The organism is Rhodococcus sp. JCM 9793, assembly GCF_055380405.1.
On record NZ_AP043721.1, the window covers coordinates 251,075 to 271,172 of the forward strand.

Consider the following 20,098-nt stretch of genomic DNA (forward strand, 5'->3'; position numbering starts at 1 on the left):
ACTTGCTCAGCTCCTCGAGGCCTCGATGTCGGCCAGCTTGCGGGTCAGGTCGGTCCCCACCTTCGAGATGTACGGCTCGTCGACGATCTGCAGGTGATCTCCCCCCACCGGGACGATCTCCAGATTCGCGACCACATCGCCCCACCCGCCGTCGGGCTGCCGGGTACCGAACGCCGGCTCGAGGTCGATTGCGTCATCGTGGTACTTGTCTGCCATGTACAGCACGACATCGCCGTCGTACCGTTCGAGCTTCGCAGTCTGGATCGCCCGGTTGTCGAGCCACGACGTGCGCTGATGCTCGATGATGCCGCCGGGGATCTCTGCGCCGCTCATCTCGAGCAGGCCCAGGAGGATCTTGATCTGCTCCTCGTCGCTGCCTGCCTCTGCAAGCAGGTCGTACGGGAGCGGCGCCTCGATACCGTAGGTCTTCTTCGCGAATGCCGAGTACCGCTGCCAGCGCTTGCGGATCTCCTCGGGAGTGTCCTCGATCTGCTCACCGGCCATGACCGTGTCGAGCAGACCGATGACCCGCACGTCCTTGCCCTCCGCCCGCAGCAGTCGACCGACCGCGTAGGCCAGCACTCCACCGAGCGACCAGCCGTACAGCACATACGGGCCGTCGCCCTGAATCTCCTCGATCAGCGGCAGATAAACCTTGGCACGCTCGTCGATCGGGCCCTCGGTGCGTTCGAAGCCGTACATCGGAGTGTCGGCAGGCAGACGCCGCAGCAGCGGCTCGTACGCGACGGTCGAGCCACCCGCGGGATGGAACACGAACACGGGCACTGCCGTCGACCCCTCGGGACGCGGTCGCAGAGCACGCACGAGCCCGTCGATCTTGTCGGAGGATTCGAGGTACTGCCGGACCGTCTCCGAGAGCTGTTCGATGGTCGATGCCTTGCGCACGTCGTCGACGGTGACCTCCCCGCCGGACCGCTCGGTGAGCCGGGCGGCGAGTCGCTCGGCCGCGGCGGCATCGAGGGTCGGCAGCGAATTGAAGATGCCCTTGGCGGACTTCCCGGTGACCACAGCCCACGAGGCGAATGTCAGGCGTTCCGCGGCGTCGCGGGGAGGAACGTCCGGCCCGGACGACTCGGGGGCAGGCTCTTCCTGAGCGTCGGCCTCCGACAGGATCTGCTCGGCTTCGCCCAGGACGGTGGTGTCCTCGATCGGTTTCAGCGACGGCTCGGTCTCGGCGCGCTCGGCGGCCTTCTCCGCGGCCTGCTGCTCGGCGAGCTGCGCGACCTCTTCACGGTTGTCCACCGCGTAACGCAGGTACGTCGCAACATCGCGCAGGCACGCGTCCTTGACCGCCGACAGTTGCAACTGTGGGATGTCGAATTCGTACTCGACGCGGTTCTTGATACGCACCGCCATCAGCGAGTCGAGGCCCAGCTCCATGAGCGGGATCTCGGCGGGCAGATCCTCGGGTGCGTAGCCCATGGATTCGGCGACGATCAGCGTCAAACGATCTTCGAGGGTCTGCGATCCTTCGGGATCCCACTTGTCACCGAAGGTCTCGACGACCTCCGGCAGTTCCTCGACGTCGTCGGACAGCCGAGCCGGGATGGCGATCACCGGGGCGGGAAGAGCCTCACCGGACGTGACGACACCCTCGAGCACGAGCGTGAAACCGCTCTCCGTGCGGGCGTGCACCTGCACCGAAGCACCACCCGGGTGCGGCGTGAGGGTCGTGGTCACCGTGGCTGCGGCGGGCAACTCTGCATGCCGGATGGATGCGGTCAGGGTGACATCGGCGAGCACCTGCGATGCAGCAGCGACGACGAGCTCCGCGGGGTCGGTGACCGCCCCCGCCTGCACCTCCCACACGTGCCTGCCGTCGGGCAGCGCGACGTGCGCACCGGGGACCCGACCGTGGCCACCGCTGCCGCCGATACGGGCGTCGACCCAGTACGGCTTTCGCAGGAACGCGGTACGCGGAATGTCGGCGTAGTCACCCTCGGGAAGCAGACTGCGCAGATCCACCTGGTGTCCGTGGACGTAGAGCTGCGCGAGCGCGGTGAGCACACCGAGCGACTCGTCTTCCTTACGCTTGAGCGTCTGGATGAACACGCCGTCCTGCACACCGGCGTCGAACGCGGTGGCAGCGACCGACATCAGCGTGGCGGGATTCGCGTTGAGCTCGACGAACGTCGTGTAACCGTCGGTGAGCGCCTTCCGGATCGCCTGGGTGAAGTACACGCTGTGCCGCATGCCCTTCGTCCAGTATTCGACCGGGTGGATGCCCTCGTGACCTGCGCGGTACAGCGTTTCCTGGTCGACGGACGAGTACACGTCCACCTTCAGTCGCTGCGGCTCCATGCCCGCGAGCTCGGCGGCGAGCTCGCCCAGGATCGGATCGACCTGCGAGGTGTGGCTCGCACCCTTCGTCTGGAGGACCCGGGCGAACTTCTCCTCCGCCTCGGCGCGCGCGACGATGGCGTTGACCTGCTCCTGCGGTCCACCGATCACGGTGTGGGTGGGCGCCGCATAGACGCACACCTCGAGCTGCGGGAAGTCGGGCAGAACCGAGGTGATCTCGTCGGAGGTGTACTCGACGAGCGCCATCAGGCGGATGTCGTCACCCTCGAGTTGACCTTCCGCCTCGCCCATCAGGCGCGACCGGGCGCAGATCACGCGCACAGCTTCCTCGAGCGACAGACCGCCCGAGATGTACGCACCGGCGGCCTCACCCATCGAGTGGCCGACGATCGCTGCAGGCTCTGCACCGTGGTGCCGCAGTACCGCCGCGAGTCCGACCTGGATGGTGAAGATTCCGACCTGCGCGGTCTCGACGTCGTAGTCCTGCGCGTCGTCGAGGAACTTCTCCTTCATGGAGAAACCCGACTCGTCGAAGATGAACTCGTCGACCTCGTCGACCGAGGCTGCGAACACCGGGTTCTCGAGATACAGCTGCTTGGCCATCTTGCGATGCTGCGCACCGAATCCGGACAGCACCCACACCGGGCCGGTCGAGGCGGGACTGTCGGCGGTGAAGACGTTCTGCGCGGGCTTGCCTGCCGCGACGGCACGCAACCCGGCGATCGCCTCGGCACGGTCGGCAGCGATGACGACGGCGCGGGACCGGCCGTGGTTGCGACGCGACAGCGAACGGGCCACGTCGGCCAGCTCGGTGGTGCTCCCCGTCTCGGTCTCGAGCCAGTCGGCGAGATCCGCCGCGGCACGACGACGACGCGACGGCATGGATGCGGACACCGCGAGCACGACGGGCAACTCTCGCGCGGGCCCGGAGATCAGAGAAGAGTCCGACGGAACAGCATGCTCCGCGGCCTCTGCGCTGTCGGGCAGGACCTCGACCTCGGCCTCGGAGTCGCTCTGACCCTCCGGCCCGGTGTACTCGTGGACCACAACATGCGCATTGGTGCCACCGAAACCGAACCCGGAGACGCCCGCGACAGCGCGACCCGAGTAGCGCGGCCACTCGGCACCCTCCGGAATCACCCGGAGATTGGCCTTGTCGAATGCGATGTACGGGTTGGGTGCGGTGTAGTTGAGCGTGGCCGGGAGCGCGTTCTCCTGCATCGCGAGAACGACCTTGATCAGGCCCGCGGCACCCGCGGCGGCCTCGAGGTGCCCGAAGTTCGTCTTCGCCGATCCGAGCAACGCAGGCTTGTCGGAGTCGCGACCGCGGCCCACGACACGTCCCAGCGCGTCGGCTTCGATCGGGTCGCCGAGCACCGTGCCGGTGCCGTGCGCCTCGATGTAGTCGACGCCCGACGGCAGGATCTGCGCGTCGCGGTAGGCGCGACGCAGCACGTCCGCCTGCGCGTCCGGGTTGGGCGCCACCAGGCCGTTGGAACGTCCGTCCTGGTTGACGGCCGATCCGGCGATCACGGCGAGGATATTGTCGCCGTCACGTTCGGCGTCCTCGAGTCGCTTGAGGACGACGAGACCGCCGCCCTCCGCGCGGACGATGCCGTTGGCGTCCGCCGAGAACGCCTTGATCTTTCCGTCGGCGGTGAGCATGCCGGTTTCGTCGAAGCCGAGCGTCCCGGCGGGGGCGAGCAGCATGTTGATGCCACCGGCGATCGCGACGTTCGCTTCACCACCGCGTAGTGCACGCACGGCCTGGTGGACCGCGACGAGCGACGACGAGCACGCCGTGTCGATGCTGATCGACGGACCGTGGAAGTCGAAGAAGTACGAGACGCGATTGGAGACGATCGACGTGGATGTGCCGGTGATCGCGTACGGGTCTGCGGCCGTCGGGTCGGACGCCGCGATGAGCATGTAGTCGTTCGCGGACGAGCCGATGAACACACCCACCGAGCCGCCCTTGAGGTCGCTGGCGGGGATGTGGGCGTGCTCGAGCGCCTCCCACGTCAGCTCCAGCGCGAGCCGCTGCTGCGGGTCGACCATCTTGACCTCGCGTGGCGACATCGCGAAGAACTCGGCGTCGAAGCCCTTGACGTCGTCGAGGTAGCCGCCCCGCGTGTTCGCGTTGGCGATCGCCTCGGCGACGAGTGGATCGCCGTCGAACTCGGACCAGCGGCCCTCAGGCAGTTCGGTGATGCCGTCGCGCCCGGAAGCGAGCAGATCCCACATCTGGGCCGGGGTGTCGACGTGCCCGGGAAGGCGCGTCGACATACCGACGATCGCGACGTCCTTCGAGCCGAGAGCGCCACCGGTGACGTAGAACGTGTCATCGGCGCCCTCCGGCGCCTCCGGCTCACCCTCGATGATGCGAGTCGCCAGCGAAGCGATCGTCGGGTGCTGGTACGCGACCGTCGCGGTCAGCGTGACACCGAGGAGATCCTCGATGTCGCCGCTGAGTGCGACAGCATCTCGCGACGCCAGCCCGAACTCCTCCATCGGACGGTCGTCCGAGATCTGGGAGACCGGCTGGCCGGTTGCGTCGGCAATCCAGTTCCGCAGCCATTCGCGCAGCTGCGCAACGGTCATTTCAATGTCAGCCATCAACCCACCACGCTACCCGGACAGAGGACAATTTCTTACATGCTGTCGGGGAACGCCTGCTGCTGGTACCCACCACGCAGCGTTCCCTCGATGTAGGCGGCCTTGCATGCCCGCCGCGCAATCTTCCCACTCGATGTGCGGGGTATGGATCCGGCCGGTACGAGAAGCACATCGCGCGCGGTCAGACCGTGTCGCGCGGAGATCGCGGCGCGCACGGCGTCGGCGATCGGCTGCGGGTCGGCCTTACCTGCTCCCGGAGCGCGCTCGGCGACGACCACGAGCTGTTCGGACGAATCGTCGACGTCGAACTGCAGACCGGACGCCGAGTTGTCGAACACGACCTTCGGCAGCTGGTTCGCAGGTACCGCGAACGCGGCGACGAAACCCGGACGCAACGCGGAGCTCGCTTCCTGGGCAGAGAACTCGAGGTCCTGCGGGTAGTGATTGCGGCCGTCGACGATCACGAGGTCCTTGACGCGTCCCGTGATGTACAGCTCGCCGTCGACGTAGACGCCGTAGTCACCCGTGCGCAGCCAGTTGGCGTCCTCGGGTGTGCCCTCGGCCTGGCTTCCCTCCTCGACGCGCTTCGTGATCCGGTTGTGGAAGGTCTCGGCCGTCTCGTCCTTGCGACCCCAGTAACCGATTCCGATGTTGTCGCCGTGCAGCCAGATCTCACCGACGCGGCCTTCCGGGGCCTCCACACCGGTCTCCGCGTCGACGATCGCAGCCCACTGGCTGCGTGCGACATGGCCGCACGACACCTGCGGGATGGCGCCCGGCGCATCGCGGTCGACCAGCACGATCCGACCGGCGTTGAGCTCGTTCCGGTCCACGTAGAGGACTTTGGCTTCTTCGGAGTTCCTGGTCGACGACACGAACAGCGTGGCCTCGGCCATGCCGTAGGACGGCTTGATCGCGGTCTTCGGCAGCCCGTAGGGCGCGAACGCCTCGTTGAACTTGCGCATGGACGACGTAGTCACCGGCTCGCTGCCGTTGATAAGACCGATCACGTTGCTCAGGTCGAGCGTCTCGTCGCTCTTGGGCACGCCGCGCGCGGCGGCATGCTCGAACGCGAAGTTCGGCGCTGCCGCGAAGGTTCCTGCTCCGTCGGAGACGGCGGCGAGTTCACGGATCCACCGGCCCGGTCGCTGCACGAAGGCGCGGGGGCTCATGATCGTGATGTATTTGCCGCCGATCGCCGGGAGGATGACGGTGAGCAGGCCCATGTCGTGGAACAGCGGCAGCCAGGTGACGCCCCGCGAGTTCTCGTTGAGCTCCATCGAGTCGGCCATCTGGACCACGTTGGTGAGCACCGACCGGTGGGTGATCTCCACACCGGCGGGCACACGCGTCGAACCGGACGTGTACTGGAGGTACGCAATGTCGTCGCTGGTGGCGACGGGACGCTTCCAGGAGTCGGCGACGGTGTCGGGGATCGCGTCGACGGCAATCACCCTGGGCCTCTGTGCAGCCGGGAGCGGCCTGAAGAACTGACGCACGCCTGCGGCGGACGAAGTGGCCGTGAGGATCGCAGTGGGCGTGCAGTCGCCGAGGACGGCGTGCAGGCGATCGGTGTGACCCGGCTCGTCCGGGTCGAAGAGCGGCACCGCGATGACACCCGCGTAGATCGCCGCGAAGAACGACACCACGTAGTCGAGGCCCTGGGGCGCAAGGATCGCAACACGGTCACCGGGATTGGTGACCTGCTGCAGCCGAGCAGCGATCGCGCGGAGTCGCACGCCGAACTGCGCCCAGGTGAGCTCGTCCACATCGCCGTCACGGTTACGTGAGTAATCGATGTACCGGTAGGCCAGCTCGTCACCGTTGGAAGCAGTGTGCTGCTCGAGGTGATCGAGCAACGTACTGCCCTCCGGCAGTGCGATCTGCCCGTTCTCATCGATGAACTCTTCGAACCCGACGCTCAATTCCTTCTCCCTGTCGAAGCGATCCCACAACCACTCGACATGGTTGCGCTCCATTTTCGTTGTTCGCGCTACCGGATCGAGGTGCCTGTACAGCACTGACAGCCTCCGGCAATCAACCCGCCAGTACTGTCCATCGATCCGAGATCACGAATATGTTACAGATCGGCTCAGCTCGCTCCCCCGCGAGCAGCGGATCCTGTGGCGCGAACCTTTCCGTCCGAGATGGGAAGCACCAAAGATACGACACCCGGTCTGTCATCCGCGAAATACCGTCTCGTTCGGCGATCTGTTCGGACATGACAATTGCGGGACAGGACGAGTCGCCACTGGCGACACCGACGCGTCGGCAGTGCACACGGCCCGAACTTCCCGTTCCGAAGTGTCGGTCGGTTGCCGGCCGACCGCCTCCTCGGCACGACACTTCGTGACGAGGATCATTCCGATCGGCCCACCGTTCACCCATGCCTCACCCCGGTGACGGCACACATCCATCCCCTCCGGTCACTACGGTGGAACTGCCCGCTCTCCCCCGGCCCCACGAGCATCGGTCGCAGGCGGGCCCGTACGCAACAATCGGTAGAGTGTACCGGGTACGTGACCCCGAACACTACCCGCCGGTAACCGTGATCCGTCACTCTTCCGGAGGATGCGGTGCGGACTCGATCTTCTCCGACGCCCATCCCGCGACCCACTGCGTTGCGGTGGTGCCCGATTCGTCCACTACGAACGTGTTGTACATCGCGTGGATCGGATTGTTGACGTATTCGAGAACTCGCGGCGCCGCAGTCATCCAGTTCGTCGGGTTGAGCGCATCGAGCGGTGCATCGCAGATGCTGTCGGACGGCGCACAGATCTGGAACGTGCGATCGTCGAGCACACCGAATCCACCGGGACGCTCGCCGGTCATCGTGATCCCGGGAAGCCTCAGACCACCGAGCGAGAGTTCGGCACCGACGCCCATGACCGGAGGGCCGATGTCGATACCGGATACCCCGTCACGACGGCCGTCGGCGATCAGCGCGACACCGAGGACCCGATCCGCAGAGACCGGCCCGTTGCCCGCACCGATCTGGGCCGCGACGTCACCGGTGACGACAGCGCCCTGCGAGAACCCGGTGAGGACATAGGTGGTCAGCGGGCACTCCGCTGACCGTCCCGCGAGAAAATCGTTCATCGCGGCGGTACCGGCGCTACGGCTGTTGTTGTACGACTGCTGGCCGTCCGGCGGCAGCGCGACCGGATTCGAGAACTGAGCGACGTACGGGACCGTGTAGACGTCGGCGCGCTGCGCGTCGAACTGTTCCTGCAGCGGTCGCGTCACGTTCAGCATCAACGACGCCGGGTTGGCCGTCGGGTTGTACGGATCGTCACCGACCGCGGACTCCCACGTACCGGGCACCGCAACCACCTGGACGTCAGGGCACGACGCAGGCTGCGACTGCGGTTCCTCCGGCCCGGGGGGTGTGATGGGCCCGGGAACATCCAGGCGCCCCGCCAGCATGTACCAGAGAGCCAGCACCAGGACCAGAAGCAGAAGCGCCCCGAGTACGACGACCTTGCGCCCGCGACGCCGCTTCGTTCTGGCCATCAAGCGTTTCTCCCTCTACCCGAAATACCTGTCGGCTGCAGTACGTGTCAGCTGCAGTACGTGTCGTGGGCGACCGAGATGTAGGTGTCGGCGGTTGCGGACGCCTCCTCTTCGGTGATCTCCTCACCGGCAGCGACGGATCCGCTGCCCACGAGAGCAGTCACCATGGTCTTGATCTCGTCGGGATTTCCGCCCTGGGCCTCGGCGCCGCAGACGTAATCCGCGATCGCGATCGCGCTCGCCTCGTCGGACGGCTCGGCGCCCTCGTCACGCAGCGCGGCGAGGAACGCCTCACCGCTCTCACTCGGGGCAGGCTGCGATCCCGGCGGCGGCGCGGTCGCTGCTTCGCCCGGGCTCGTCGGAGCAGCGTCGGTGCCGGTGCCCTCGGATCCGGAGGCGTCAGGTGTGGTGGTGTCGTCCGCCGTCTCCTCCGAGGTGGTCGCCTCGGCGGAGGTCGTCGCGGAAGCGGTCGTCGTCGTGGCCGACGGAGTGTTCGTGGCGGTCGAATCGTCGCTACCGCACGCGGCCAGGACAGCCGCGGAAGTCAGGGCTGCGGCGATCGCTCCGAGGACGCGGGTCGAGCGCGAGCGGGTCCGTGCAGGCATCTGGGGTGTCCTCACATCCGGAATTCGAGTCGATCTGAACTGGGCTCGCTCCAGGCTACAGAGCGCACGCGGTGCCGGTCGGAGCGCCTGCTCCGACCGGCACCGCGTGCGCTACGGGGTCACCTGTCGAACGGAATCACGAGTGAACCGTGGGGACATCACCCACGACGGTAACGGACCCGTGCTGGAACTTCTGCTCGATTCCACCCTCGATCGGCGTCTCATCGCCGATCGGATAACCGAGCCGGCCGTTCTCGGCGCCCTCCGCCACCCAGGCCTCGAACACGCGGCCCCTCACCGGCCACGCACCCGTCTGATGGGTCCAGTAGATACTGCCGTGCTCGAACTCGGAGAAACGCCCGTCATCCTTGATCACGTGCTCGCTCGACTTCGGATAGCCGAGCGCACCGGTCTCGTAGCCGAGTTCGCCGTACTTGGCCAGAATCTTCCCCAGCACAGCGTTCGCGCCGGTCGCCTCCGTCCAGTACATCGCGCCGATCTCGAACCCTTGAACGCTGCCGCGCTGATCCGGGGTACCGACCTCGTCGAGCACCGGATATCCGAGCGGCCCGGCTTCCCAGCCCTGCTGCTTCCATTCCTCGAAGATCGCGCCCTGCACTGTGCGTGCACCGTGCTCGGGAGTCCAGTAGATGGCTCCGTGCTGGAAATGATTGAAGCGGCCGCGACCGTCGGCGGACCCCCGTTCCTCCGTCGTCGGGTAACCGAGCCGGCCGGCGGGACCACCTGCGGCCTGGTACTTACCGCCGATGGCTCCTGCGACAGGCACCGCGGTGCCGCCGGACGAGAACACCCGGCCGTTACGGAAGTCCTGGACGGACCCCCCTGCGACGGGATACTCCCGCGTCAGACAGTCACCGAGCCACGGATTCGCGGCCGCGGCGTCACCGAACGCTCCGAGTGGGGCACACTCGGGCTTCTGGATCTCGACACCGAGCGTGTTGGCCAACTGCGGCCACAGCTGATGCAGTTCGAATTCCCAGTACGGCCACGAGTGCGTGCCCGACGGCCGGTACACGATCTGCGCCGGGATACCGTTCTTGTTGAGCTTCGTCGCGAACGCCTGCGATGTCAGGCGCGACAGGATCTCGAGTCCCATTCCCGCGTAGTTCGTGCTCACGCCGGGAACTGCGGTCGGCTGGTCGTACGGACCGGTACTGCCGCTGCCGCTCGAGACGTACATGCTCACACCGCGAAGTTTCTCGGCAAGCAGGTACGGATCGTGGGATTCCCAATTCTCGCTGCCGGGCTCGCCCCACATTGCGTCGACGTCGAAACCGCCGGCGTCCTGCATCGCATAGCGGATGGCCTCGGGCATACCGAGCGTCGTGGTGGTGAGAATCCCCGACAACGATCCCGCGAACTGGAAGAATCCCTGGTTTCGGGCCGCGAGGAACATCGCTGCCGTGCCACCCATCGACAGGCCGACCACACCGCGCTTGTCGGTGGTGCGCCAGTCCTTTTCGAGGATGGGCGGGAGTTCCTCGGTCAGGAACGTCTCCCACTTGTAGGTCTGACCGTTGTTCTGGTCGACCCAGTCCGCGTAGAAGCTCGACTGGCCTCCGACGGGAAGGACCACGTTGACGTTCTTGTCGGCGAAGAACTGCTCGGCATCCGTCTCGATAGTCCAGCCGTTCTCGTCGTCGCGAGCGCGGAGTCCGTCGAGCATGAACACCGACGGGAACCGAGCGTCGGGAGTGAGATTCCAATCCCGCGCGAGCAGTAGCTGCACCTGGATGGGCGTGCCCATCGACGGCGAATCGATCCAGAGCGCGACCCGGCGATCGGTGAGCCAGTCGACCTTACGCACAGTCGCACCGGCGGAATCCTGTGTCGTTGCGGGGCCGGATTCGGCGACCGACGGCTGTGCCGTTGCCACCGCGACGGTCGTCAATCCCGCGCCGACCGGAGCCACGAGTGCTGCGGCGACGAGCCCCAGCAGGCGTCGCTTCGTCCTCGAGCCCGGCCGCGGTACTCGTCGTACAGCTTCCTCGTTCGGCCTCCCCCGATGGCCACCATGCACAGTTCGCATCGACATCGCTCACTTCCTGCATTGCGGTATTGCAGATCGTCCGCCGAGCGGACTCGGTATCGCGGGAGCCGTCCGTCGATCGGATCGGCCGGGCCCGAATCCTGTTTCTACACGTCGAGCGACGTGATGTGAGGGAGCCGCGCTGTGACAGGTGGGGAAATTGTTATCGAATGCACGAAGCCGCCCGGTCGCTCCGTGAGGAGCAATCGGGCGGCGACGTCAGAACAGTGTGCTTGGCCAGGCAGTCAGATCAGTGCGCGTTGAGTGCGTCCAGAATCTGCGGGCGTGCCTTCCACAGCTCGTCCTCCCAGTACTTCCACGCGTGGGTGCCGCGTGACGGGAAGTCGAAGGTGGCCGGGATACCCAGGGTCGCGAGCTTCACCTGGAACGCGCGGGTCTGGACGAGGGACAGCGCCTCGAGGCCCATAGCGTTGGCCGTGTTGTAGAAACCGGTCAGGCCCTTCGGGTTGTCGTGCTCACCGGGCAGGCCGCTGGCCGACGAGATGTACATGGACAGGCCCTCGAGCTTGGGCGCGAACACGAACGGGTCGTTGCGCAGCCATGCCGGGTTCCACGGCGGGCCCCACATCGAGTCGACGTTGAAGCGGCCGGCGTCGAGCATCGCGATGCGGATGGCCTCGCGCATGCCGGGAGCCGACAGGTTCAGGTAGCCCGACAGCGACGACGCGAACTGGAACTGGTCGCGGTGGTACGCGGCCAGGGTCAGTGCAGCGGAGCCGCCCATCGACAGGCCCAGGATGCCGTTGTTGCTACGCGAGACACCGCGGGTTTCGAGGTAGGACGGAAGCTGCTCGGTCAGGAACGTCTCCCACTTGTAGGTGATGTCCTGGCCGTTGAAATTACTCGGCGAGTACCAGTCGGTGTAGAAGCTCGCCTGGCCGCCGACCGGCATGATCAGGCTGACATTGTCCTGCGAGAACTGCTGCAGGGCGTTGGTCTCGAAGGTCCATGCGTTCGCGTCGTCGCGGGCACGCAGTCCGTCGAGCATGTAGAGAGCGGCGTCGCCACCGCGTGCAGCCCACTGGATCTGGACCTTGATCGGACCCATGTCGGAATCGACGAAGACCTCTTCGAAGCCTCCGGCGGGCGCGCGGTGCGAAACCGGCGCGGCCTGGGCCGGTGCGGCAACTGCCGCGGTCGTTCCGGCAACACCTGCAGCGACAGGTAGCACAAGCGCTACGGCGGCGGTGCCGAGCAGGCGCCTGCGAAGGCCCTGCGACAACCTAGGGACAAAACGCATGAACAATGCTCACTTTCTCGATCTGCGGCGTCCGCGTCTGCGTCCCCCGACGGATTTCGGCGGCGGCGACCCGGTGAAGGCCGCCTCAAGTCACACTGCGGTCAAGACTGTAAAGGACAGCGTGATCTCTGACAAACCCCGATTCCCAAGGTCTTGAGCTTGCCTTGACTACTTCGTCGCGTCACAGGGGTCGGAACGTTACATCTCCGTTACCCGGCGTGATCTTAGCGAGACCTTCACCGTCGCCACACGCCGGGCCACCCGAACGGCCCCCGACGCAGAAATGTCGCATCCATCCAGGTCAACAGGACGAATGCGACATTTCTGTGAAAAACGGCGGAATTCTAGCCTCGCGGCGCGGGCATTTCCAGATCACAGCGTTGAATCTCATATTTCGGCACGCGCTCGATGCGATACCCGGAATATTCGAATGCGTTTCGCAGATTCCGCTTGAACAGAGGCCACGTGAGCTCCGCGCTCGACGATTCGAGCAGTTCCTGTGTTTCAGGACACGTCAAGGCGACCTGGGCCATGGCGACCCAGTCCTCGTCGAGATACGCAGGCATCCACGGGTGGACGTCGACCATCCCCGAATCGGCGACCACCCAGTCCGGATACAGGATCTTGTCGTGTCCGATGCGGCCGTCCTCGAGCCGCTCGGTGTGGGCAGCGAGCGGATAGGCGAGCCCCATCTGATCCACCACCCGCACATCCAGCCCGACGTTCATGCTCGTCATACCGAGGTTCAGGAAGTACACCGTGTGCCCGGCACCGCCCGGAGGGATCGGCAGAGGCGGTGGCACGACATCCCATACGTCGTACGAGGGCGTCGACAGCAGCAGCCCACCGTCCGGAGTGTTGTCGATCGCCTCGACCATCGCGCGCATGCGGGGGTAGTCGAGGTAGTCCGTTGCGAGGATCGGATGCGAATGGCCGGTGTTGAGTACGTAGAACGCGCGCTCGTCGACGATCCCGGAGCGGCCCACGACCGCGCCTTCCGGCATCCCCGTGGTGTTGGACGCGAAGAACGCCCAGACCACCGTCCCGATCCACAGCAGCGCCATCGCTCCCGCCATGCGAGTGGTCTTGTTGTTGCCGATCACCGACCGGTCGGGCACTCGCAGAGGCACGACGGCGACGGGAAGCAGGAAGCAGAACAACGGCGGCAACAGCACACGACCGTGCATGAAGTCGCCGCCGACCCGCATCGAATAGAGCATCAACAGCAGGCCGGCACCGAGGGCGAAGAATACGACCGTCGTCGGAGTGCGCAGCGCCCGTTGCCCTCGGAGAGCCCACGCCCGAAGGTCCGTTGCCGTTGCCGTTTCCGGCGCCACGGCACCGCCACCGGCCGGGGACCGTGTGGCCCACAGCACCACAGCGGCGACGACCGCCAGGAACAGGACCGGCAACCACAGCAGATACGGACTCACGAGATTGCCGAGGTACTCGAATCCCTGGGACCACTTGGCTCCGCCCGCGTCCTTGGACACGGCGGTGTTCGGATACGGCAGCGCGTAGTAGCCCATCCGCCAGATCTGATACAGCACGGGCGTCAGCCCGGCCACCACGACCATCGCGACCCGCACCCGCCAGGTCAGTCCTTGCGCGAGGAACAGCATGGCCAGCGCTCCGGCCGCCAGAATGGCGAGTTCGGGGCGCACGAGCGGACCTAGTCCCGCAACGAAGGCAGTGACGAGGATCTGTGTGGTCCCGGGCAGAGCGCCGCGTTTCGGGTCGGGTGTCGCCCACCGCACGAGCAGCAGCCACAGCAGTGCGATCCAGCAGATCACCAGGCAGGTTTCGAGCCCGGACGTCGCGAAGTCACGCGCGGGCGGCACGGCGATGTAGACGAGCACTCCCGCGGGTAGCAGCAGAACCGTGCCCCCGGCGCCCCGTAGGCGCCACCGGTACATCCGCGCGGCGGCGAGCATGGCCAGCACGATCGCACCGGTCGACAGGAACAGAGCGATCGTGAGCACCACGTATTCGAGGCGAGCCCCGCTCAGCTCTCCTGCCGCGTAGACGATGTACGTCCACAAAGTGGACGTGTTGGCCTCGACCCGCTCGCCACTGTTGAACACCGGGCCGTTGCCCGCCATCAGGTTGCGCACGGTTCGCAACACGATCAGGCCGTCGTCCGCAATCCAGCGGCGTTCCCACGCCCCCAAGAGCATCAGCAGTGCCGCGATCACGACACCGCCGGCGAACACCCCCGTCGCGAGGCGACCCGACCGAGCGGGCGGGTCGGTGATCGACCTGCCCGCCACGCTGTCGTCGACGCCGTCCACGACGTCAGAAGAGGTAGACAGCACCGCCGACCACCACGATCCACACCACCGCAAGGAGTTGCAGGACGCGATCGCCCAGGGCGATCTCCTCGGGCTCGCCGGCATCGCCACCGTCGACATCGACCGCATACCGCAGGATCGCGACGACGAACGGGATCATCGAGATCGCGTACCAGTTGGAACCTGCAATCGTGTCCTGCTCGAATGCCCACAGCCCGTAACAGATCACCACCGCCGTCGCCGCGAGCGTCCACACGAACCGCAGGTACGTCTCGGTGTAGTACTCGAGCGACTTGCGGATCTTCGCACCTGTCCGCGTCGCGAGCCGCAGCTCTGCGTACCGCTTACCGGCTGCCATGAACAGCGACCCGAACGCCATGATCAGCAGGAACCACTGCGAGAGCGGGATCTCGGCGGCCACGCCACCGGCGATCGCGCGGATCAAGAAGCCCGACGAGACGATGCAGATGTCGAGCACGGCCTGATGCTTGAGACCGAAGCAGTACGCGAGCTGGATCGCGATGTAGACGGCGATCACCACCGCGAGCTGCCAGTTCGCGAGGAACGACAGCGCGATCGATGCGACGAGCAGAACGACGGCGAGGATGTACGCGAGTCGGATCGGCAGGACGCCCGCCGCGATCGGCCGGAACCGTTTGGTCGGGTGTGCCCGATCGGCCTCGACGTCCAGCGCATCGTTGACGAGGTAGATCCCGGACGCCGCCATGCAGAACACCACGAACGCGAGTGCAACCGGCAACAACACGGAGGATTCCGTGACGGACCCTGCGGCCATCGGCGCCGCGAGCACGAGCACGTTCTTGACCCACTGTCGTGGGCGCACTGCCTTGACGATTGCCGCTGGAAGGCTCTTGGGGGCCTCCGAAACGACGGTCGGTTCCTCGCTCATCGCTCTCCAAACTTCTTCTCTGCCCGCGCCACCACAGCAGCGGACGCCGCCCCGAGCGCCGCACCGGCCAGGACGTCCGTCGGATAGTGCACACCGAGAACGAGACGCGACAGCAGCATCGGCGGCACGAGCATCGCCGGAAAGGGTAGCCCGGTCGTGCGCGCCATCAACACGGCCGCTGCCGTCGTGGACGTCGCGTGCGATGACGGGAAGCTCAGCCGACTCGGCGTCGACACGTTGACCTGCACGGACGGGTGGTCCGGGCGCTTACGGCGGACGATGCGCTTGATGACGATCGATGCGGCGTGCGCTCCGACCGCTCCGACCGCGACCCCTGCCCACCGGGTGCGTCGCTTCGGATCCACGAGAGCGCCCACGGCGCCGATCGCGATCCAGCCGAGCGCGTGCTCACCGAAGTGCGACATACCGCGCGCGACCGAGGTCGCACCGGGCAGTGCACCGACGGTGCCCTGCACCGTCTGCAGAATCCGTACTTCGGGCGGAACAGCGCTGCTATCCGTCGATGCCGAAGACACGTTCCCACTCCTCTTTACTGGTCAGGGCGGGAACCGCATCCCGGTAACGCTGCTTGAGTTCCGGGAAGCGCTGTGCGAGTTCGCGCCGCAAGCGCAGGGCCTCGGTCAGCAGAGCCTGGGCCTGCGCACGGTCGCGCTTACGGTAGACGACCCCGCGGCCGTCTGCGGTGGTGACGGTCACTCCGTCGACTTGCGACAGCAGGAACCAGCGGGCATCGATCGTCGACACATTGAGCTGCGGACGGGTGTGATGCTCGGGGTTCTCGGAGCGCACGCTGTGCAGCACGCCCTTCGCGAGTCGTGAGATCTTCGCGAGTTTTCCTTCGGGCTGCCCGACGGCCCCGACTTCCGCGCCCGAGGGCAACGGCAGGTCGGTCGACGACGGGAGCACACGGGCATCGGAGAAGTTCTTCCGCAGCGCGTGCACGTCGCCGAGCGCCTTGGGGAGCAGTTCGAACAGGTGCTCGGGTCCGGCGAGGAAATCTTCGATGGCCTTGTTCTGGATCGCGACGGTCGAGTACTCGAGGCACACGAGGTGCTTGATCGTGGCCTTGACCGTGTCGAGCACCATGCCCTTGCCGTCGCCCGGCATGTGCAGGGCCGCGACGACGAGACGGTTGCGCAGGTGGAAGTACGCCTGCCAGTCGATGGCGTCGTCCTTGTCGCTCCACGCCATGTGCCAGATCGCGGCGCCGGGCATCGTCACCGTCGAGTACCCGGCGGCGCGGGCACGCAGCCCGTACTCGGCGTCATCCCATTTGATGAACAACGGCAGCGGCTGCCCGATCTCCTCCGCGACGACGCGCGGGATCATGCACATCCACCAGCCGTTGAAGTCGACGTCGATGCGTCGATGCAGCAGCTTCGAGTTCTCGCGATCGCGCAGCGGATTCGTGGAGAAGTCGTGGTCGTACTCGACATTCGGGGCGGCCGTCCACATGAAGACCGACCGGTCGACGACCTCACCCATCGTGTGCAGGTGGCTGCGTTCCTGCAGGTTGAGCATCTGCCCGCCGACGAGTGTCGGGGACTTGGCGAACCGCGAGAACGCGAGTGCACGCAGGATCGAGTCGGGTTCGATCTCGATGTCGTCGTCCATGAACAGGATGTACGGGGCATCGGTGGTCTTCAGCGCCTCGTACATGATGCGGCTGTAGCCACCGGATCCACCGAGGTTGGCCTGGTCGTGGATGACGAGCCGATCGCCGAACGGCTCGGCTGCCTCCGCGAAGCCGTCCTGGTCGCGGACTTTGCGGGTGCCCTGGTCGGGGATGATCATCGCGTCGATGACATCCATGACCAGCGGATCCGACGCGAGCGCGCGCAGCGCCGCGACACAGTCGGCCGGGCGGTTGAACGTAGGGATACCCACCGCGACGGACGCCTTGCCGGGTGCCTCGACGGGCGCAAACCAGCCGGCGGAATGGACCGTGACGTCGGTGTCGGTGGTGACGTCGAACCAGATCCACCCGCCGTCCTCGAACGGGCCGAGGTCGGTCTCGAGTTCGAGGACGACGCCGGTGCCCTGGAATTCGCGGCCCTGCACGTGGATGCGGCTCGAATCTGCCTTGCTTCGGTAGATGTCGATGCGCCCGTGACCGGTGAGCTCGAGTCGCAGCACCACCGAGTTCAGCGTGCTCCAGCGACGCCAGTAGCTCGCCGGGAACGCGTTGAAGTAGGTGCACAGCGACACCTCGGACTCCGCGCCGATGTTCAGCTCGGTGCGGCTCGACGCATGTGCCCGCCGCGCGTTGGTGGTCGATTCCTCGATGTAGAGGGTCCGCACGTCGAGAGGCTCGCCGGGTCGCGGCAGGATGATCCGCTGGAGCAGCGTCTTGCCGAGCTCCTCGCCTTCCGGCGCGTCGGGTGCGGTCGTTACGGCAGCGGTGAGCCGGCTCATGAAGCGTCCCCTGCAATCGGCGCGCCCGACTCGAAGTGCGGCGCGACCGTGTTGTCGAACATGGTCAACGCGCTCGCGATGGCCATGTGCATGTCGAGGTATTGGTAGGTGCCGAGACGGCCACCGAACAGCACGCTGTTCTCCACGGCTTCATTCTTGGCGAGCTCGCGATAGGCAGCGACCTTCGTGCGGTCGTCGGACGTGTTGATCGGGTAGTACGGCTCGTCCGCGTCCTCCGCGAAACGCGAGAACTCACGCATGATGACGGTCTTGTCCGCCGGGTACGTGTCGCGTTCGGGGTGGAAGTGCCGGAACTCGTGGATGCGGGTGAAGGGCACGTCGGCGTCGTTGTAGTTCATGACCGGGGTGCCCTGGAAATCACCGGTGGGCAGGACCTCGGTCTCGAAGTCCAGGGTGCGCCAGCCGAGCTTGCCTTCGGAGTAGTCGAAGTAGCGGTCGAGCGGACCGGTGTAGACGACGGGGGCGTCGGGGCTGGCGCCGCGGATGTCGTCGCGGACCTCGAACCAGTCGGTGTTCAGCCGGATCTCGATCTTCGGATCCTTCGCCATGTTCTCGAGCCACGCGGTGTAGCCGTCGACGGGCAGGCCCTCGTAGGTGTCGTTGAAGTAGCGGTTGTCGAACGTGTACCGCACGGGCAGGCGGGTGATGTTGCCTGCGGGCAGTTCCTTGGGATCGGTCTGCCACTGCTTTGCGGTGTAGTCGCGGATGAACGCCTCGTAGAGAGGACGTCCGATCAGGGAGATCGCCTTCTCCTCGAGGTTCTGGGCGTCGGCGGTCGAGATCTCGGCGGACTGTTCCTTGATCAGTTCCCGCGCTTCGTCCGGGCTGTAGTAGCGCCCGAAGAACTGGGAGATCAGGCCGAGGCCCATGGGGAACTGGTAGGCCTGACCGTTGTGCTTCGCGAACACGCGATGCTGGTAGCCGGTGAACTCGGTGAACTGGGTGACGTAGTCCCACACTCGCTGGTTCGACGTGTGGAACAGGTGGGCACCGTACTTGTGGACCTCGATCCCTGTCTCTGGTTCGGGTTCGGAGTACGCGTTGCCACCGAGATGGTGGCGGCGTTCGACCACGAGGACCCGCTTGCCGAGCTGCGTGGCCGCGCGCTCGGCAATCGTCAGTCCGAAGAATCCGGAGCCGACGACGATCAGGTCGTACTCACCGGGAGAGGGCTGGGGCGCTGATGCAGCAGTCACGGAGAACCAGGGTAACGACCTTGTCACCCCGGTGCCCTTTCGGACCGTCGGCGGGTCCCGAAAGGGCCGGGTGATCAGAGGTGATGCTGCAGGGACGCGCGTACGAACTCGGCGCCGGCGGTCCCGCCGTAGTTCGCCGCGAACCTGTCGTCCTCGACGTACATATCGGCGAGGCCGAGCACGTAATCACGTAGGCCGGACTCGTCCGCACCGTGAGCGGGCGTGCCCGGAACGGACGACAACCATTCGACGTGGCGGCGGGCGAGGTCCTGGGCCTGCTCTCCGTGCGGGTCGAGACCCGCCTGCGCCGCAGCCGCCCAGTCTGCGCTCAGCTGGGCAACGTGCGACTGCCAGTCGCGCCGTTCGTGCTCGCTCATGCCGCGCCACCACCGATCGCCGGTGTCGTACGCCTGCTCGCCCCAGCGTTCTGTCACTTCGTCCCGGTACCGCGTGTGATCGAATCCGTCGAACACTTCGTTCGCCATGAGATCTTCTCCGTTCTCTGTCTTCTCGAGGGTCGTGCGAACCGCCCGGATCCGGCGTTCGAGTCGGTCTCGCTCGTGTTCGAGCAGCTGGAGGTGGGTACGCAACGCACCTGCGGTGTCGTGGCGGTCGTCGAGGGCCTCGCGGATCGCGGGTAGTCCCAGACCGAGGTCGCGCAACAGCAGGATTCGCTGCAGCCGGACCAGGGCGTCCGAGTCGTAGAAGCGCATCCCGTTCCGCCCTGTGCGGCTCGGTGCGAGCACCCCGACGTCGTCGTAGTGCCGCAGAGTGCGGCTGGTGACGCCAGCGGCCCGGGAAAGCTCCTGGATCGACCATTCGCCCTGCATGTCCGATCGACGCCGCATGTTCGTCCCTCCGTTCTGCTCGATACCCA

The 20,098-nt window shown here is 66.3% G+C and carries 12 protein-coding genes; all 12 read right to left on the bottom strand.

Translation table 11 applies throughout. The features are described from left to right. Positions 1-6: 6 nt before the first annotated feature. Entirely contained in the window at positions 7-4,923 is a 4,917-nt protein-coding gene (gene pks13, locus ACZ46K_RS03280; RefSeq protein ID WP_464749225.1) for a polyketide synthase Pks13, read from the bottom strand. Between the two features lie 50 nt (positions 4,924-4,973). Then, positions 4,974-6,863, bottom strand: a complete 1,890-nt coding sequence (gene fadD32 / locus ACZ46K_RS03285; protein WP_464749226.1) for a long-chain-fatty-acid--AMP ligase FadD32 — start codon at positions 6,861-6,863, stop codon at positions 4,974-4,976. A 631-nt stretch (positions 6,864-7,494) separates the two neighbouring features. After that, on the bottom strand, positions 7,495-8,451 hold the full coding sequence (locus ACZ46K_RS03290; protein ID WP_464746644.1) for a cutinase family protein: 957 nt from the start codon (positions 8,449-8,451) through the stop codon (positions 7,495-7,497). Positions 8,452-8,498: 47 nt separating this feature from the next. Beyond that, positions 8,499-9,056: a DUF732 domain-containing protein gene (locus ACZ46K_RS03295; RefSeq protein WP_464746646.1), complete on the bottom strand. Its 558-nt coding sequence runs from the start codon at positions 9,054-9,056 to the stop codon at positions 8,499-8,501. A 136-nt stretch (positions 9,057-9,192) separates the two neighbouring features. Continuing rightward, complete coding sequence (locus ACZ46K_RS03300; RefSeq protein WP_464746648.1) at positions 9,193-11,112, bottom strand: alpha/beta hydrolase-fold protein; 1,920 nt, start codon at positions 11,110-11,112, stop codon at positions 9,193-9,195. Between the two features lie 244 nt (positions 11,113-11,356). Continuing rightward, a complete protein-coding gene (locus tag ACZ46K_RS03305) occupies positions 11,357-12,367 on the bottom strand; it encodes an alpha/beta hydrolase (RefSeq protein WP_054806578.1) in 1,011 nt (336 codons plus the stop codon). Between the two features lie 344 nt (positions 12,368-12,711). After that, positions 12,712-14,658 carry a flagellar motor control protein ZomB gene (zomB, locus tag ACZ46K_RS03310; protein WP_464746650.1) on the bottom strand — a complete coding sequence of 649 codons (1,947 nt, stop codon included), beginning with the start codon at positions 14,656-14,658 and terminating at the stop codon, positions 12,712-12,714. 4 nt (positions 14,659-14,662) lie between these two features. Further along, positions 14,663-15,568 carry a decaprenyl-phosphate phosphoribosyltransferase gene (locus ACZ46K_RS03315; RefSeq protein WP_054806579.1) on the bottom strand — a complete coding sequence of 302 codons (906 nt, stop codon included), beginning with the start codon at positions 15,566-15,568 and terminating at the stop codon, positions 14,663-14,665. Then, positions 15,565-16,104, bottom strand: a complete 540-nt coding sequence (locus ACZ46K_RS03320; RefSeq protein WP_054806580.1) for a phosphatase PAP2 family protein — start codon at positions 16,102-16,104, stop codon at positions 15,565-15,567. Before ACZ46K_RS03320 ends, ACZ46K_RS03315 begins: the two co-directional genes overlap by 4 nt. Beyond that, a complete protein-coding gene (locus ACZ46K_RS03325; protein WP_464746652.1) occupies positions 16,082-18,004 on the bottom strand; it encodes a glycosyltransferase in 1,923 nt (640 codons plus the stop codon). The genes ACZ46K_RS03320 and ACZ46K_RS03325 overlap by 23 nt, the downstream gene beginning before the upstream one ends. After that, positions 18,001-19,221, bottom strand: a complete 1,221-nt coding sequence (gene glf, locus ACZ46K_RS03330; RefSeq protein WP_464746654.1) for a UDP-galactopyranose mutase — start codon at positions 19,219-19,221, stop codon at positions 18,001-18,003. The genes ACZ46K_RS03325 and glf overlap by 4 nt, the downstream gene beginning before the upstream one ends. A gap of 74 nt (positions 19,222-19,295) precedes the next feature. Beyond that, positions 19,296-20,051 (bottom strand): TipAS antibiotic-recognition domain-containing protein, encoded by a 756-nt coding sequence (locus ACZ46K_RS03335; protein ID WP_054810234.1) that lies wholly within the window; start codon positions 20,049-20,051, stop codon positions 19,296-19,298. Positions 20,052-20,098: the final 47 nt, after the last annotated feature.